This is a genomic window from Citrobacter sp. RHBSTW-00887 (assembly GCF_013728095.1).
Taxonomy (GTDB): Bacteria; Pseudomonadota; Gammaproteobacteria; order Enterobacterales; family Enterobacteriaceae; genus Citrobacter; species Citrobacter braakii.
Window position 1 is genome coordinate 23,311 of the sequence record NZ_CP056268.1, and the last position, 17,599, is coordinate 40,909.

A 17,599-nucleotide genomic window follows, 5' to 3' on the forward strand; every position below is an offset into this window, starting at 1 on the left:
TGGCAGCTCAATCGGGCCGTTTGGGGCTTTGCAGCGTTGTTGCCGGAAATCAACTGTTTACCGACAACCCTCGCCAGTCCTGGCTTTGCTGGCCAGACGGAAAAATCTGGGGTTTGGGCTTACAACCCCGAAATGCGAGTTTCGCGATCGGATCCTCGATCACTTCGCGCGACGGGACTTGCTCATGCGACCTCGCTTTCGATCAGATCGCGAGGACTGGGTGCAACGGGTCGTCGCTGACGGCCACGCCATATGCATTCTTCCGGAACGATCGCCGACCGTGCAAGGCCTCGTCACTCGGCCGATCGACGGATTTGTCTTGGAGCGCGAAGTCGTGATCGCGACAGTATCCGGCTCCACGGCAACGGTCGAGATACGGAACATCGCGCAGCTGGCAGCCCGGTATGAGTGGAACTGAATCACGACGTGAAGAGCTTCGGCGCTATGGAAACTATACGCGCAGCGTATTGGATAAATCTGGGGCGCATGCTATAGTCGGCGCAATGACTGCAAAGATAAATGACAGTGTGTCGAGCTCTCTAGATTAATTATTGGAGACTATCATGAAGTTTGAGAAGTCACAGGCAGCAGTTGACCGCCTGACCCCCGAGCAACGCCGGATTACCCAGGATTCGGGGACCGAAAGGCCCTTCACGGGTGAGCACAACGACAACAAGGAGCCTGGCATCTACGTCGACATAGTGTCGGGAGAGCCGCTGTTCGCTTCAACGGACAAGTTCGATTCGGGTACTGGCTGGCCCAGCTTCACCAAGCCGATCGTTCCGGCAAACGTGAACGAGGTGCGGGACAGTGCACACGGCATGGTCCGGACGGAGGTCAGGTCGGTACACGCCGACAGCCATCTGGGCCACGTTTTCCCGGACGGTCCTTCCGACCGCGGCGGTCTGCGCTACTGCATCAACTCTGCGTCCCTTCGCTTCATCCCGCGCGACGAGATGGAGTCCGAGGGATACGGTGAATATCTCGATCAAGTAGAGGAGGCTTAACATGCATCAGCGCGCTGTTCTCGCAGGAGGATGTTTCTGGGGCATGCAGGATCTGATCCGCAAGCGGCCCGGCATCATCTCGACCCGTGTGGGTTACACGGGCGGCGATATTCCGAACGCCACGTATCGTAATCACGGCACGCATGCCGAGGGGATCGAGATTGTCTTCGACCCGACAGTGACGAGCTACCGGCACATCCTGGAATTCTTCTTCCAGATCCACGATCCGACGACGCTGAACCGCCAGGGCAATGATCGTGGGCTCTCCTACCGGTCGGGCATCTATTATGTCGACGAGGAGCAGAAGCGCGTCGCCGAGGATACGATCGCCGATGTGGATGCCTCGGGGCTGTGGGATGGCAAAGTGGTGACCGAGGTCCAGCCGGTCGGCGAGTTCTGGGAGGCCGAGCCCGATCACCAGGATTATCTGGAGAAGCGGCCGGGCGGCTACACCTGCCACTTCGTCCGTCCCGACTGGGTTCTTCCAAAGCGGCATGAGGCCGGCGATGTGAGCCCTGCGGCCGGGGCTGCAGCGGAATAGGCTTCGCTGCCGTTAGTGCCGCGCCGATCCGGTTCGCAACCTCCGACGACCGCGTCAATCGACGCGGTCGTCGAACCCGGCCTTGAAGCAGATCATTCCATTCAGCCGCCGTCGCAGTGCCAGGATCCAGATATGACAGACCTCTCCTCCTTTCCCATCACGCAGCGCTGGCCAGCATCTTATCCGGATCGCTTGCAACTATACGCGGCCCCCACGCCCAACGGCGTCAAGGTCTCGATGATGCTGGAGGAGACTGGCCTGCCGTATGAGCCCCACTTCGTCGACATCTCGAACAACGAGTCGAAGGATCCAGCGTTCGTGTCGTTGAATCCCAACGGCCGCATACCCGCGATCATCGATCCGGCTGGCCCTGACGGCCAGCCCATTGGCATATGGGAAACCGGTGCGATCCTCATCTATCTGGCCGACAAGACGGGGCAGCTCATCTCAACAACACCCGCCCAGCGGTACGAGACTCTGGCCTGGGTGTTCTTTCAGGTGTCGGGCGTTGGGCCGACCTTCGGACAGCTAGGCTTTTTCCTGCGATTTGCCGGCAAGGACTATGAGGACAAGCGACCTCGGCAGCGCTTTGTTGATGAATCCAGGCGTCTTCTCGGGGTCCTGGATCACCGGCTGGAGGGCCGCGAATGGATTGTCGATGATTACTCGATCGCGGACATTGCGACGTTTGGCTGGGTGAATGCGCTGGTCGAATTCTACGCAGCGGGCGACATCCTCGGCCTAAGCAGCTATTCGAACGTGCAGGCATGGCTCGAACGCGGGCTGGCGCGACCGGCTGTACAGCGTGGCCTGCGAATTCCTGCGAGGCCTGCATGACCATTATCGCCGCATATTATTACAACGAAGGTAAGCGAGTCCGTGAAATCAGGCTCGATGAGCACGTCGAACTAAACGAGAATCGCTCGGGCTTCTGCTGGATCGCGCTTAGCGAGCCCACCGCAGACGAACTCAGCGCGATCCAGACGACGTATAACCTCCATCCTTTGGCGATCGACAACGCCATGCACCCGCTGTGCCCGCCCAAGCTCGAGGTCTACAACGATGAGTTGTACGTCGTCGCCCAGACCGCCGAGCTGGTCGGCGACCGGATCAGCTACGGCAAGATGGCGATCTTCACCGGTCACAATCACCTTATCACCGTGCGGCACGGCAATGCCGGAGCGCTGGGCAAACTTCGGGAGCAACTCGAGGCATCGCCGACGCAGTTCGGCAAGGGTGTCGACTATGTGCTGCACGCGATCTTGCACCGAGTGGTCGACCAGTATCTGCCCATCTTCGAAATGATCGAGGACGACGTCCTGGCGATGGAGCGACGGTCGCTGCACGATTTCCTCGGGCCAGAAGAGGTGGCGCGAATCTTCGAACTAAGGTCCGAACTCACGCGGTTCCAGCGCACGCTCGGGGCTATGGCCGAGCTGGTGCGAAAGCTCGTTCGCGGCCACTTTCCCTGCATCAGCGCCGAAATGACACCATATTTCCACGACGTCGCGGACCATGTCCACCGCGTGCAGTCCATGGTCGACGGCCTCCTGCTTGTCCTGTCCACGGTCTTCGAGGCCAGCAGCCTTCTGGAAGCGCAAAGGATCGGTGTGGTCACTCGCCAGCTCGCGGCCTGGGCGGCGATCTTGACGGTCCCGACGGCGATCGCCGGAATATATGGCATGAACTTCAAGCACATGCCGGAACTGGACACGCCATATGGCTACTTCGTCGTGCTCGGAGTGATAGCGGTGTTCTGCCTTCTCCTGTTCATGCGCTTCAAGAAGGCCAAGTGGCTATGAGTAACGCACTTCGCGAGCTTCTCCGTCCGCCGAGTCACAGCGCGCTTTGTGCGCGAGCGTGTCCAATCCAGTTCAAGATGAAGGTGCTTCCATGACCTCCCAGGTGACCGACGTTCTAGAAGCAGTCCAGTCATTCATCGCCAACGGCTATGACCGCGAATACCGCGTCAAGGACGGCAATCTCGTCGATCTCGAACTAGGGTCAACCCTCGATGCATGCAGCATTCGCGTCGATGCGGCGTTGCGCCTCGAGAGCGGGGACGACGGCGAAGATGCCTCCAACATCTACGCGATCACCGATCCGGCGACAGAGCATAAAGGCCTGTTGATCGACGCCTTCGACGTGTTCCACGAAATCTGCCCCCGCGACTTGTCCGAGCGCCTTGTGGAGCATCGGGAAACAGCACCGGCAGGTGACCAGGACGCGCCGAGCAAGCACGGACTACGGAAAGTCTACAAGAGCGAGTTTCACAGCGATCCCGAGCGTTACGTTCTGCGCGAGGGCTTTCCAGACTTCCCGCCATGCCCTTTCGGCCAATCCTTCAGCATCCTCGGCTTCGATACCGCCGAGCAGGAATATGTCTGGCTCGTCACGAGCATCATTCGAGATCCTCGGCTGATCAGGGTTCCATACCAGGGCGAAGACGTCATCAGCGACGAATAGCGGTGTCGCTTAGCCGGAAAGGCTGGCCATCCTGGCCCACACATCTGCAGGCTGAACTTTAAGAACATCGAAAATTAGGAGGTGATTATGGACTGGAACAAGGACCACATACGAGAAACTATGCTCTTGCTGGAGACAGCAGCGTTGCACAGCGCTCGCGAAAACTACCTGGACTATGTCTCTACCGCTCGGCTCGATCGGAGCGAACCGATCGAAAACGACGAACTAGCTCAGGCCGAGGTCGCGAGCGACTTCGCTGAAGCGCTCGATGACACGCTCCATGACTACGCCAATAAACTCGAAAAGCTCAGGACGATCGATTTCGGCCCCAAGTTGGCCGTCAACGAAGGCGCTGTCGTCAAGCTGTCCGGCCGCCACTTTGTGATCGCGGTGTCAACGAGCAAGTTTACCTGTCAGGGGCGTGAGCTCATGGGCATTTCCACGATGGCGCCGATCTTCGAAGCGATCGAGGGTGCCCGAGCCGGGGAGACCGTGCAGTTCAACGGCCGGGACCTCACCGTAGAAGACGTGGAATAAAGCCCTCCACCGCAGCCGGCGCGCTAGTGCCGAACGCCCTGCATCTCTTTCTGCATGCATACGGTCACTTGCAGCCGCATTGACCTGGCTCATCAAAGGCAAACTCATGACAACACCTTCATTCTTCATCACCCCCGGATACGGGACGCGCCTGCATGACGCGCTTCATTATTCTCAGGCAATGCGCATTGGTGACCGCGTGGAGATCTCCGGACAGGGCGGATGGAACGACGATCTCGTCATTCCGGAGTCGATTGAGGAAGAGATCGAGCAGGCGTTCAAGAACGTGGAACGGACGCTCGCGACCGCCGGAGCACGCTGGCCGCATGTGGTCCACGTCAATTCCTATCACGTCGGTGGATTCCCTCCCGTGATCAACGAAACAATGGCCAAGCTGTATCGCCACTACATGCCCGACCGCGCTCCAATCTGGACGCAGTTGGGAATCGAAGCGCTGGGGCTTCCAACCATGCGTATCGAAATTCGCGTAACAGCTATCATCGCCTGACCCCGCGGTTCGTGCAGGCGCCGTGCCGCGCTAATCCCGCACGCCCTGCGCCCGCTTCTCCATGCATATCATCGTATCGAGAGATCCGGTTATCATCGGCGTGCTCGGAGAACGGGGGGCCGCCTTGGCCTGGTTGGCGCGCCTCGGCTGCCTGCGGGCGATGGCCAGCACTGCCAGGAGCGTGAGCAACGCCGCCGCATAAAGGAACAGGCCGCCAGGGCCGACGATATTCATTGCAGCTGCTCCTATTAGGGGGCCAGCGGCTGTCCCGATCCCGTTGAGCAACAGAAGCCCGCGCGCGGTGCCGAGTAGCCGACCGGCCGGAAGATCGTCGTTTGCGACGGCGAGACACAACGAATAAATCGGGATGCCAAAGCCGCCGAACAGCGCACCTGCCGCAAGGAGCAGCGGCAGAGGCGCTTCCACCGCCAACGCTACGCCGATGGCAGACGCTGCGGACGCCAGCGCCGCACCGGCGATGACAAGATTCCGGGGCACTCGATCCGAAAGCCAACCGAGTGGCCAATGGAAGGCGAGCGTTCCACCAAGAACCGCAGCCATGAAGGCGGAGATACCGCCCACATCGAGGCCGATGCTCTGGGCAAAGTTCGCGCCCATGCCCCAGAAACCACCGATAGCCAGGCCGGCCAGGAAAGCGCCAGCCGCAGCGAGAGGTGATACGAGGACGAGGTCCCTGAATGCGACCCATTCCTGTTCCACCTGGGCCGGCGGATGACTGGGCAGCAAGGTGATCGGAACCACCGCCGCTGATATCAGCAGCGACACGATGAGGAACAATGTCACGTCGGCGGGCGGTGCGATGTTGAGTAACGCCTGCCCGATTGCCCATGAGCCCATAGAGACAACTCCGAATATCGACAGGAGCTGCCCGCGTGTGGATGGCAATGCGTGGGCGTTGAGCCAACTCTCCGTTGCGAGGATCATGCCCGCGTAGGCGAAGCCGGTAATCAGGCGAAGCGGCATCCAGGCGATCGGCTCCACGAACGCCACATGGAGAAGGGCGGTCATCGAGGCAATGGCCGCGAAGCCGGCGAAGGTTCTGACATGTCCCACGGAGACGATGATCGGTGGCAACACGAGCGCGCCGATCGTGAAACCCGCGAAATAGGGGGGTGTAAGCCGGAATCCCAGAAATTTCCGTCGGAAAACATCATCCGAGAGATTTTCGAGTGTTTTGCTATCCGATATGGTTTGTCGTGCATGTTTTGGCAGCTCAATCGGGCCGTTTGGGGCTTTGCAGCGTTGTTGCCGGAAATCAACTGTTTACCGACAACCCTCGCCAGTCCTGGCTTTGCTGGCCAGACGGAAAAATCTGGGGTTTGGGCTTACAACCCCAACACTGGGTACAGTTGCGGAAAAATGCATCCAAACAGGTAGTATTTAACATAAGGTTCATTATGCGCACTTAGATTGTAATGGCTCAATAGTAATGTCCGCCTGTGGCTCAATTCAGATGTCCGCGCTATGGTAAGCTTCACTGGTCCGTTTAAACTACCGGGAGGCATATCATGAGCGCAGAAAGCTCAGGAGTGTTTACTTTGAAAGAGATCAACCGGATCAAGATTATACAGGACGTCATTGAACGTCGCATCACAACGCGCCGTGCGGCCGAGCACCTCGGTATCAGCGACAGGCAATGCCGCAGACTTCTTGCCCGTTACCGTGAAGGCGGACCGCTTGGTATGGCCAGCAGACGATGTGGCATGCGTGGTAACCGCCAGTTGCCACCCGGGCTCGCAGATCAGGCTCTGGAACTGATCAAGACGCGTTATGCTGATTTCGGTCCGACTCTGGCGCGTGAAAAGCTCGAAGAACTCCACGGACTGTTTCTTGGCAAAGAAACTGTCCGGCGCATCATGGTGCGGGCTGGCTTATGGGTTCCCCGTAAACAACGTGCCGCAAGGATCCCTCAACCACGGTACCGGCGTCCGTGTACTGGTGAGCTGATACAAATAGATGGCTGTGATCACGACTGGTTTGAAGGCCGTGGCCCGGCCTGCACCGCGCTGGTCTATGTTGATGATGCAACCAGCAAACTGATGGAACTGTTGTTTGTTAAATCGGAGTCCACGTTTTCTTACTTCGAAGCCACGCGGCGCTATATCGATAAGCATGGTAAACCGCTGGCACTGTACAGCGATAAAGCCGGTGTTTTTCGTGTTAACAATAAACACGCCACAGGCGGAGACGGGCATACTCAGTTTGGGCGAGCCATGCATGAACTGAACATCCAGACTATCTGTGCAGAAACCAGTCCCGCCAAAGGGCGTGTAGAACGAGCTCACCTCACTTTACAGGATCGTCTGGTCAAAGAGCTGCGGTTACAGGGCATTTGTTCAATGGAGGCTGCAAATGACTTCGCTGAGGCCTATATGGCTGACTATAACCGCCGTTTTGGCAAAGTACCGCGACATGATTTTGACGTACACCGTGCTGTAGAACATGATGAGGACCTGGGGCTTATTTTCACTGTTCGTGAAAAACGTAAAGTCTCAAAATCGTTGACGATACAATATGATAAAATGTTGTACCTGATTGAAGACAGCGAACTGAGTCGCCGTGCAATAGGTAAATATATCGATGTGTATCACTATCCTGATGGCAGAAAAGAGCTGCGCCTGAACGGTACGCTACTTCCCTACTCTACCTACGACCGACTGTCAGAAATCGACCAGGGCGCGATTGTCGATAACAAGCGTCTTGGCCGAACCCTGGAGTTTATCAGTCTGGTGCAGAGCAAGCGGGATAACACGCGCTCTCAGTCAATTCCCGCTGGAGATGGCCCTTCCCGACGACGGCCAAAGCAGGAAGGGAAGAAATCCCAGCGCTCACTGGATAATGATGACATGCTCGAAGCACTCAAACAGCTTCAGTCACGTTCAGAGGACATTTTTGGTAAAAGAGCCCGCTGATGGTACTCACTGGCCGGACAGTGGTTGCTCACCAGTTGATATTGTCCGGCCAGACCCATGATGTATTATTCATTTCGTTCAGCATCTTTATGTCCTGCTTTTCACGGGCATACTTACCCCATAATGAATGAAAAGAACGAACAATACTGATTAACTGCTTTTTTCTTTGCTCCGGAGATAGGCTGATAAAATAGCAGCACCTGCTGTCAATATTATCCTCAATGAAATTAAAATCAGAGTCTGATGCATATTTTACTGTTAGCATAATATCATTCGACGTTGTTCTCTCAGACTCTGTTAATGCTGATTCTATCAGGTATTCAAAGGCATACATGACAGACAGCTGGTTTTTGTCTGTCTGAATATAACCCATTGAGTTTCTGAGTATTGAGGACTGTACCAGGACCAGAGGCCATAAAAGCTCAACACCATAAAGCTTATATGTATCATGTTGATCATACTGATGTTGCTCAACACGACGATTACCTTCCCGTGCTTTACGAATATCATAGGCAAGGGATAACATAAATCCGTCTTTAACTTTAATCAGTGGGCTTTCATCCACGATGTAATGAATGAGTTCATGTAATTCATTCAGGGCTTCTGAATCTCCCCACAGTATAAAACCTGCATTGTTCGGCGTTAACTCGTATCGAAGCATGGGCTCAATCATCCTGTTGTTTCAGTCGGAGGAAAGTCTATCAGTAAAGAGAATGAGAGATCAAAGTGGTCATTTTAATTGAGCTGGATAACGGACATTTCAATTGAGCCTTGACATAGATTGTTAGAACCATTTAGTAATGTCACTTTTTATCCAGATAGAAACGTCACCTTAGAGTAAGCTAAACTGAATGCAATTCTAAGGGGCTCAACGCATGTTGGTGACCATGTCAGATAAAGAGATCCACCGCCTACCGGTGATACAGGCAGTTTGTGAAAAGCGTCTACGCCGTCGTGATGCAGCATCACAGCTTGGCATTTCAGAACGTCAGGCGCAACGACTTATCAATCGTTACCGAGTTTCTGGTGCTGAAGGACTTGTCAGCCGCAAACGCGGCCAGCCCAGCAACCGCCGGTTGACCGAATCTCTCAAACTACGAGTACTCACGCTGATACGTGAAAACTACAGTGACTTTGGGCCCACACTGGCCGCAGAAAAACTCAGAGAGCGCCATAATATCCGGCTTTCAATCGAGACCGTCCGCAACTGGATGACGTCTGACGGACTCTGGGTCCCGCATGCTCGCCGTAAGTCACGGGTTTATCAACCCCGACATCGGCGTGATTGTCTGGGTGAACTTATCCAGATCGACGGCTCCCACCATGACTGGTTTGAAGGCCGTGCGCCAAAATGCTGCCTGCTGGTCTTTATCGATGATGCCACCGGGCGTCTGATGCATTTGCGGTTCAGCGAGTCAGAAACAGCCTTTGACTACATGCTGGCAACCCGGGAATACATCGAGCAGCATGGGAAGCCGGTATCGCTGTACAGTGACAAACACGCAATATTTCGCGTCAGTGGTCCGGAGAAACGCAATACCACCGTTACCCAGTTCGGACGTGTGCTTTATGACCTGGCAATCGAGCTTATTTGTGCCAACAGCTCTGAAGCTAAAGGCCGCGTGGAACGTGCGAATCAGACACTTCAGGATCGGCTGATCAAAGAAATGCGTCTGGAAGGTATAACCGGCATTGAGGCCGCAAATGCCTGGCTTGCCACTTTCATCGCTGACTTTAACAGCCGGTTTTCACGACCGGCTAAGTTCCCCAAAGATTTGCATCGTCCGGTGCAGGAAAGCCCCGATGAATTAAGAGACATCTTTGCCTGGCATGATGTTCGTACCGTGTCGAAATCACTGACCTTCCAGTACGATAAGATCCTTTATCTCATGGACACCACAGAAGAAAATAGCCGTCTTGCCGGTGAAAAAATTAAAGTACTGGATTATCCCGATGGCACCCTCGCCTTCCTCTATGGGCACCGGAGCCTTAAGTGCCAGGCATTTGATAAGCTGGCCTGTGTCGACCAGGGGCAGATTGTTGATAACAAACGTCTCGGGACTGTACTCCGACTGGCTCAGGTAAAACAGGATGAGCGGGAAAGCGAAGGCAAACGGGAACGAAGCAAAAAATCGCCCAGCCGTAAGGCTCAGGTGCGCATCCAGGAACAGCTCCGGGCTATCAATCCCGTTCTGGCAGACCCGAGCTTGTTTGTGGCAAGTTCAAAGCGATAGAATCGACCATCAGTGCTGCAAAGTACCGGAACAGTGAGTCCCCAAAAGGATACTTGAGATGATTAAATTCCCGACTACAAAGCGCGTTGATTTGTATAAAACTGCTGTCAGCTCTGAGCAATTACATCTAGATCTGGTTGCGGCTCAGGAGTTCATGTTCGATGCCTGGGAAAATGATGACCTGGAAGTTGTGCTGAAACTCATCAGAAAAGCTATCAAGAAATCCCCGCTCTGTGCTGACGCATACTCATTCTACTGCGAGATATCTCAAGAACCTCCTGAGTCAAAAATCGGGAAGCTGGAGACTGCTTTGTACGCAGCCAGCATTGCACTTGGCGAGGATTTTCAGGAGTTCGCAGGACGTTTCTGGGGATTTGTCGAAACACGTCCATATATGAGAGCAAAAGCAGCTTTGGCTGAGGCCTTATGGGAGTCTGGTAATTTTTATCCGGCTATGGCTCATAGCCGCGAAATGCTGAAGCTCAACCCGAACGATAACCAGGGGATTCGTCATTTATTAGCGAACTATTACCTTGAGCTTGAAATGGTGGATGATCTGGCCTTGCTACTGGACGATTATCCTGGGGATATGCGTTCGTTTTTTCAGTATACACGCGCCCTACTCGCCTACCGACAGTCATCCCCGGATGCCGATGATATCGCTAAAGCTGCGATTGATTCTAATAGACACATCCCCGGCTTGTTATCGAAGTGCAGATTACAGATCAAGTCTAACAGTGGATATATCACGTTAGGTGGAATGGATGAAGCCATTTATTATGTGAATCATAATATAAAGCCTTGGATTCGCACCTCTGGCGCAATTGATTGGATTGTAAATAATTCATTAAGTAAAATATAAGGATTTAGTTTTAATGTTTAATCTAATTATGGGCGGAGAACCTGACTATTTTGAACATTGGCCCATGTATGAACGGGTTAGTGGGAGTTGTGATTTTCCTATATCACGTATGTTAGAAGGCACCTCTGATGACATCCGGTTGAAGTTAACGCCTTTGAATGATAAAGCATTATCTTATATTGAGAAATTACCTACGCTTTTTATGTCAGAACTTTATTCCCGAGACAATGTTGAATACATTACTTTGCGACTTGGTGTAATTTCAAATCTACGAACAGTTAACAAAAATGTTGAGTTTGATTTCAGAATCACTCACTCACAAGATGATGTCGTAGTGATAAACAAAGAGTTATATCAAACAGCTTTAGAATTAGGTGCATATGGGCTGAAACGGACTCACTGGGGAATAAAAGCACGTGATTTAAATCAAACATTAGCACTTCTAAATATAACGACAAGAAGTACACCACTTCCTCCTACTGAAGCACTTCCTGATGAAGTTGATAACTACCCAATAATAGATAATGTTCAAAGTTTCATGGCGCGTGTTTTAGAACAAGATCATGAAGAAGATGCAGAAATATTTTATCGTGGACATTCTGATGTATCTTACGAGTTGGCTCCATCAGTTTTCAGGAAAAACAAAAAAGGTAACTTCAAGCATTTGCACAGTGAATCAAATTTAGTCCGTGAAGCCCTAACAGCAAGGCCAACTGAGTTTGTTGATGATAAAACAATGCTAGACAAGTTAGTAAGGATGCAACACTACGGACTACCAACTCGTTTGTTGGATATAACATCAAATCCACTAATCGCTCTGTATTTCGCTTGTTGCGACATTAGTAATAATGAAAATACAAATGAGGTTGATGGACATGTTATTATTTTCAAAACAAAAAGGGATCGTATAAAATTCTTTGACTCTGATACAGTAAGTTGCATATCAAATATATCAATGCTAAGTCAAACACTGAAAGATCAGCTGGATTGTAAAATGGACAAGGAGGCTTTCAATAAAACTGAAGCTTGTCAAAAACTCATACATTACATTAAAGATGAAAAACCTTATTTTAAAGATGTAATTATACCATCAGATTTGGAAAGGTTAATTTTCGTTAAAGGAAGAAATAATAATGAAAGGATGTCATCACAGTCAGGTGCATTCTTATTATTTGGGAATAATGCTGTTTATCCCGATTTAGTTTCAAACCCTGATGATGCTATGCAAGAGTTTAAAGTAGAAAAAATAGTGATCAGAAACAAAGCTAGAATACTTAAGGAACTCGCAAGGTTAAACATTACAGATGCGACAGTTTATCAAGGCATGGAAAGGACAATGAAACTAATTGCGGCCAAATTTTCCGCAGGAGATTGATCTTCATGTGGTTTTTTGACACACTAGCCTGTCGCTACTGGCATTGGTCCCTTGTATGCTAAGCATATGAACTCTGGTGTGTGTTGGACAGGAGCAATTAACCAGTCGTATAGTAAAATTTGAATGTAAAAATATAAAACAAGGAGTTGAGAATGAACCCCATTACTTTGAGTGAAATGAGTGATGAAGATGAAGAGGTAAAAATCATTTCTTCATATGAACCTCAAGATGATGAGATTGCGATCGTTTTTGATAGTTCAAAAATTACTGGAGGTAATGCACTGGATTTTTTCCAGTTCACCAAGCAATCACATTCTAATGTTAAAGTGTACGGAGATTCTAATGGTGTTTCGTACCTGCAATTAAACAGTATAACGTTAGCGTTAGGCACTTTCTTTGCCACATCAGTAATGATACCTTTTTTAGTAAATCTTGTTTCAAATTATATTCAGAAAAAAATTGATAACTTTGGAACTAGAGATATAGACGTTAAAGTCTCTATAATTAAAAAAAATAAATCAGGAAAACATGTGAAATACACTGTTTCTGGAAAAGTAGACGATGTTTTAAAAGTAATTAACAAAATCAAATAAAAATCTATATAGATATTATGAATATTCACGAAAAGTTAAAGCGTTGGATGTGTATTACTCAAGAAGATAGTGCTATTCTTGATTATCTTAATGCTGAGTTAAAAAAAGCTCAATCCTTGAGCTTGAATAATGAATCAAACAGATTGTTTTTATACAAAACAATTTTACTAGCCCATTTAAAATATATTCAAGTCATTAATTTACTTACAAGAGGTGATTTTTATGAAGCATGGGTAGAACTTGAAAGGATAGAAATAGATTTAATACATATTAAAGAAAATAATGAGTTTCTGCCTGAGGTTAATTTCTATGGTGTTAACTTCTTAGCGAGAATGGTATGTAATTGGCAGGCGTTATTCCCATATAAAATCTTCGGTAGTTCTCGTGAAATAATAAAAGAAGTGAAATGTTCAGTATGTAATACAACCCGTAGTTTTATTAATGATTGTGGTCATGTTAAAAATAAACTTTATAATGGAGTTCTTTGCTTTGATGAAGTGATCGATTTTGAATTAATTACTTATGACATAGTTAGTAATCCCGTTAACAAATGTAGTGTTTTTTTCTCCAATGATGGTGATCATTATAACTATTCAACTTTAATTAGTGTTGTCAAATACATACAATCCCCACATCAAATTTTCAATATTACGACCTGGAGATTTAAGGCGAAAGAACATGATGGAGTATTATCGCCAGAAAATATTTGTCCATGTGGAGATTCTTTAAAAAAATATGCAGATTGTTGTTTGCCACGTAATGGTATTTATAAAAAACATATAGATATTTGGTTTCCCTTCCCGTTGAATGTAGAACCTATTTAGAACCAGATATTCAATAACTAAAGATCCCGTTGACACAGATATTTCCATATTAAGATGTTTTCGTTATATTTTTATTCCAGTCTTTCATATTTAACTTTTGCTTTATTAATTGGTTGAGTGGGATAACGCAGCAGTCACATTAATATGATTACATAGGCTGAAAGTGCCCTTTCTATCTTGCACAAAGAGGTGACATTTTAAACTTGCTTTGACAAACGTAGATAAAGGCTGAATCTGATGTTTTATGGTCATCCTTGTGCTGGCTGTGTTGCCCGTACTCTCTGTTGCGCATAACGATTGAAATGTCTTGCGGCCTTCACTGAGATTACCGGGCGTCCTGATAATTTTCTTAGGACCTGATTCGAATGAAACGATTGATACCAATCCTTACCTTTGCCGCCAGTATGACCATTCCGGTTACTGCAATGGCAGACAATATTGTTTGTCATGATGGCTGGAGCATTGAGCGACACGTTACCGGTAGTGCCAGTAGTGGATTCATGAGCTACATGAAAGACGCTGGCGTCATAAAGTTACTGCATCACGGCAAGCTCATCTCACAAAAACGTATTCAGGATATTCAGCAATCGGTGTATCAGACCAGTGGCGCTCCACTTGTTAACTACGAGTTTGATGTTGATGAAAACAGTTTCTATATCCTTGCTCTGGATATGAGCACTCAGGGTGCATCAGGTGGTGAACCGGATATCAAGCTTTGGGGTACTGATGCAATGGGAATTGATTGTATTTTACAGGGAGGTGCTGAATGAAAAATTCAACCACCCTTCCCTTATTGATATCAATCGCCGGTTTGTTATTTGCAAATCAGTCACTGGCGATTACGCAATCACAGATGCAGATGAGAGTGACTGCTACATGTGATTCTTACGCAAATTTTCCAGAATTGCCAACCCGGATGTTATTTATGGCGCATGTATAACCGGAGCCAGGGACGCAATACAGCATCGCAATTCCGTCTGTGAGAAGAAAATAAAGAAATTTAATAAACAGACGGAAAACTTACGAGGAATGGAACGAGCCGAGCATATTGAAGTTACTCAGGCATATCGCGCCGGATGCAACACTGGAAAACAAAACTAAAAAGGAATACAAAAAAATGAACAGTTCATTTTTGACAAAACATCTTTCAAAATTAACGCTCGCTATCAATCTTACAATAACCATACTGATTTGGCTCTATTTTATTGGAACTGACAACCCGTCATGGTATTCGATACTTCAGGGGTATGCTTTCATCAGCTTTGATACGGCAAAAATCATTATCACCGTTGTCTGTGCTGCATGGATAATCAAAAGCATTACATCCTATGAGCTAAAAACAGTTCTGTTTACTCAGGCGGACATTCAGAAGGAAATACTCAAAGAGCTTCAGTTATTAAGAAATGGAAAGCAAATGAATAATGCCGATGCCATGAAAGATGATTTCAGGATAGACTTTGATAAAGTAGATTGCTGATATTTCTCTGATGCTGACATGTAAGGGTCTTCATTTTGGTGGAGATTCTTATTTTTTTATTCTGATTCTTTGTTAACTCAAGCCGTATGGCTCTCCTGCGGAGGGCTTAATATTGGGATAATATTGAGAGGTTCAGAGTAAGTACAGAAAACCGATTAAGAATAAATATATCATAATAAGGGTTTAACCCCGGTTGGCGATTTGGCGATGGTAGCATGGATATTTGAATCTGTAAATTGATTATATTTATTTTTATTTTACCACCCTATCGGGTGATTCCGGCACAGCACATCAGCATAACCAGAAGCATATAACGCGCTACAGGCCATCAGGGGAATGCAGTCGGTGCAAAGCCATACTTCAGCCCTGAAACAGCCCACAATCACGCCAGTGCAACCTCCGGTCACAATCTGCACTAATTTCATTTAACTGTATAAATGAACAGTGGTGCATATGCCGGAATCCTGCCATCAGACAGACTCTGCACACCCTGCCCTGACCCGTATTTACAGTGCCTGTAGCGCATTCTGAGCGCACCAGTGCATGATAAGGCAGGGTGCTGAGCCTGCTTTGTGACAACCTCAGATTACTGCTGACAGAACGACACGATACCTGTCACATTGCATTGTCTGTATTATTTTAAATTTTATTTTTTTGAATGGATTCTTAAATTTAATTCCTGACCTCCACCCGGAGTGCTGGCCTGACAGAAGTTAAAGGGGAAAAACAGGACCCGACCCGATTCTTTTTCTCCCTCCAATTCTTTACTCAGGAAATATTAAATGACGCTTTTTCGAAACAAGAGATACCACCAGAACTACAACCATAACACGTTATTTCCCGGTGCTGTATTTACCACGAAGCATAATGGTGAATGCTCTGTTCTTGGTCGCTCCGAAGATAAATCAAGACGCGGATATTATGTTGTGCAATTTAAAGACAGCGGCATAATCAAAGAGGCCTACGGTACGCATATTAAATCAGGTGCAGTCTCAGGTGACGCGTTCCCGTCCTCAGAAGATGAACGAATAACACTGTTGATGAAGCCCCGTTATTATGATGTGGGATATATTGGAAATGGAAAGCATTCCACAATTGAAAACACCCGAAGCCATCAGAGAACAAGAGCGTTCATTCTCTGGCATAATATGTTGGCAAGGTGCTACATGACAGTTAAAGGGAAACAATATTTTAAAGGATATAAGGGAGTGACGGTTTGCGAAAGATGGCATAACTTCCAGCATTTCTGCGATGACCTTCCAAAACTTAATGGCTATGCCCGCTGGAAAAATAACCCCGGAGAATATGAGTTGGATAAAGATTTTTCACATCGTCGTTTCTATTCCCCGGACACAGTTTCTTTCATCAGTACAATGGAGAATGCAAAGGAAGCAGCATTACGACGCTCAGCAATGAAGATACTGAGCCAGCATTATCACGAAGTGAATAAAATACGAAATGAAATAGTTATGGATACGGAGGATGAACTTAAGAAAAACAATATTGTTTATGAAATTGCATATAACGGGAATACTAAAATCATTATCTCAGAAACACCCTATGGTACGGTGGCATTCTATCCCCTGACCAGAAAGATTCAGCGAAACAGTTACATGACGGAGGGTGATACACAGATTTATGTATCCTACCTGAACTGGCTCAGGCTTCAGTGGGAAATCAGGAATCCCTTCATTAACTGCATTGCTGTAAAATGATGATAATGCTATAAATAGCTGCACTATATACTTAACAAATAAACATCAGGGCAATCTGTAAAATCTGAGTTTCAGTGATGTTGCTGCATCAGAGACGATATTAACTGTCTGAAAGTTCATCGCTGAAGGCTAAATGTCTGCACTTCATGCAGCCATTTAACATGTTCAATACATTAAGCGCACCAAGGTAAGGTGTTGATTGTTAAGGGTTTATCAGGGGGTTCTCTTGACTTGTTGGTATCCTCGGACTCAGGCTGTTACGTATCCTGTGACTAACTGAGCCCCGTCCGTGGTGACCAGTTAACAGATTCTCCAAGGAACCTTGTTAACGCTGCTTTAGCATACTGAGGCTTTGAGTAGTATCTGGGAAACCAGCCATCATAAGTTTGTGTGCCATTGCGCCGGTATTCTGGCCTGACTGACAGCTTACATCCATTACCATCAGTAGAAATACAAAAAGTGTACCCATCAACAGAATCAGAAGTAAGCAGAATGGATGTCATTGGGGATACCTCATTATTGAACTA

The 17,599-nt window shown here is 48.5% G+C and carries 19 protein-coding genes and 1 pseudogene; 18 read left to right on the forward strand and 2 right to left on the reverse strand.

Annotated elements, in window-relative coordinates; genetic code table 11:
- Positions 1-133: 133 nt before the first annotated feature.
- The 8 genes and pseudogenes from HV314_RS27485 to HV314_RS25585 all read left to right on the forward strand — a co-directional run.
- Positions 134-418: pseudogene (locus tag HV314_RS27485) on the forward strand (hypothetical protein); the annotation flags it as partial.
- A 145-nt stretch (positions 419-563) separates the two neighbouring features.
- Entirely contained in the window at positions 564-1,007 is a 444-nt protein-coding gene (gene msrB / locus HV314_RS25555) for a peptide-methionine (R)-S-oxide reductase MsrB (protein ID WP_004099035.1), read from the forward strand.
- A gap of 1 nt (position 1,008) precedes the next feature.
- Complete coding sequence (gene msrA / locus HV314_RS25560; protein ID WP_004099036.1) at positions 1,009-1,548, forward strand: peptide-methionine (S)-S-oxide reductase MsrA; 540 nt, start codon at positions 1,009-1,011, stop codon at positions 1,546-1,548.
- Between the two features lie 132 nt (positions 1,549-1,680).
- Positions 1,681-2,385 carry a glutathione S-transferase N-terminal domain-containing protein gene (locus tag HV314_RS25565; protein ID WP_004099038.1) on the forward strand — a complete coding sequence of 235 codons (705 nt, stop codon included), beginning with the start codon at positions 1,681-1,683 and terminating at the stop codon, positions 2,383-2,385.
- Positions 2,382-3,350 (forward strand): magnesium and cobalt transport protein CorA, encoded by a 969-nt coding sequence (locus HV314_RS25570; protein WP_002118270.1) that lies wholly within the window; start codon positions 2,382-2,384, stop codon positions 3,348-3,350. Before HV314_RS25565 ends, HV314_RS25570 begins: the two co-directional genes overlap by 4 nt.
- 91 nt (positions 3,351-3,441) lie before the next feature.
- Positions 3,442-4,014 carry a hypothetical protein gene (locus HV314_RS25575; RefSeq protein ID WP_047722653.1) on the forward strand — a complete coding sequence of 191 codons (573 nt, stop codon included), beginning with the start codon at positions 3,442-3,444 and terminating at the stop codon, positions 4,012-4,014.
- 87 nt (positions 4,015-4,101) lie between these two features.
- Complete coding sequence (locus HV314_RS25580; protein WP_004099042.1) at positions 4,102-4,551, forward strand: hypothetical protein; 450 nt, start codon at positions 4,102-4,104, stop codon at positions 4,549-4,551.
- A gap of 106 nt (positions 4,552-4,657) precedes the next feature.
- Positions 4,658-5,059: a RidA family protein gene (locus tag HV314_RS25585; protein ID WP_004099044.1), complete on the forward strand. Its 402-nt coding sequence runs from the start codon at positions 4,658-4,660 to the stop codon at positions 5,057-5,059.
- Positions 5,060-5,089: 30 nt separating this feature from the next.
- Here the strand turns inward: HV314_RS25585 and HV314_RS25590 are convergent, their stop codons facing one another.
- Complete coding sequence (locus tag HV314_RS25590; RefSeq protein WP_249265838.1) at positions 5,090-6,157, reverse strand: MFS transporter; 1,068 nt, start codon at positions 6,155-6,157, stop codon at positions 5,090-5,092.
- 431 nt (positions 6,158-6,588) lie between these two features.
- On the opposite strand from HV314_RS25590, the gene HV314_RS25595 reads away from it, so the two are divergent.
- A complete protein-coding gene (locus HV314_RS25595; RefSeq protein WP_001567368.1) occupies positions 6,589-7,992 on the forward strand; it encodes an ISNCY-like element ISKpn21 family transposase in 1,404 nt (467 codons plus the stop codon).
- A gap of 28 nt (positions 7,993-8,020) precedes the next feature.
- Here the strand turns inward: HV314_RS25595 and HV314_RS25600 are convergent, their stop codons facing one another.
- Entirely contained in the window at positions 8,021-8,653 is a 633-nt protein-coding gene (locus tag HV314_RS25600) for a DUF6904 family protein (protein WP_001567369.1), read from the reverse strand.
- 226 nt (positions 8,654-8,879) lie between these two features.
- Here HV314_RS25600 and HV314_RS25605 point away from each other — a divergent pair, with 226 nt between their 5' ends.
- The 9 genes from HV314_RS25605 (at position 8,880) to HV314_RS25645 (ending at position 17,072) form a co-directional block, all read left to right on the forward strand.
- On the forward strand, positions 8,880-10,226 hold the full coding sequence (locus HV314_RS25605; protein ID WP_076611902.1) for an ISNCY-like element ISLad2 family transposase: 1,347 nt from the start codon (positions 8,880-8,882) through the stop codon (positions 10,224-10,226).
- 58 nt (positions 10,227-10,284) lie between these two features.
- Complete coding sequence (locus HV314_RS25610) at positions 10,285-11,088, forward strand: hypothetical protein (protein WP_000589340.1); 804 nt, start codon at positions 10,285-10,287, stop codon at positions 11,086-11,088.
- Positions 11,089-11,101: 13 nt separating this feature from the next.
- Positions 11,102-12,463 (forward strand): FRG domain-containing protein, encoded by a 1,362-nt coding sequence (locus tag HV314_RS25615; protein ID WP_000482601.1) that lies wholly within the window; start codon positions 11,102-11,104, stop codon positions 12,461-12,463.
- Positions 12,464-12,615: 152 nt separating this feature from the next.
- Entirely contained in the window at positions 12,616-13,056 is a 441-nt protein-coding gene (locus tag HV314_RS25620) for a hypothetical protein (protein WP_016239970.1), read from the forward strand.
- A gap of 17 nt (positions 13,057-13,073) precedes the next feature.
- A complete protein-coding gene (locus tag HV314_RS25625) occupies positions 13,074-13,880 on the forward strand; it encodes a hypothetical protein (protein ID WP_016239971.1) in 807 nt (268 codons plus the stop codon).
- 365 nt (positions 13,881-14,245) lie between these two features.
- Positions 14,246-14,650: a hypothetical protein gene (locus HV314_RS25630; protein WP_045269655.1), complete on the forward strand. Its 405-nt coding sequence runs from the start codon at positions 14,246-14,248 to the stop codon at positions 14,648-14,650.
- Complete coding sequence (locus tag HV314_RS25635; protein WP_181548141.1) at positions 14,647-14,820, forward strand: hypothetical protein; 174 nt, start codon at positions 14,647-14,649, stop codon at positions 14,818-14,820. Before HV314_RS25630 ends, HV314_RS25635 begins: the two co-directional genes overlap by 4 nt.
- A gap of 177 nt (positions 14,821-14,997) precedes the next feature.
- On the forward strand, positions 14,998-15,357 hold the full coding sequence (locus HV314_RS25640; RefSeq protein ID WP_045269654.1) for a hypothetical protein: 360 nt from the start codon (positions 14,998-15,000) through the stop codon (positions 15,355-15,357).
- A 782-nt stretch (positions 15,358-16,139) separates the two neighbouring features.
- On the forward strand, positions 16,140-17,072 hold the full coding sequence (locus HV314_RS25645; protein WP_045269653.1) for a hypothetical protein: 933 nt from the start codon (positions 16,140-16,142) through the stop codon (positions 17,070-17,072).
- The last annotated feature ends 527 nt before the right edge of the window (positions 17,073-17,599 follow it).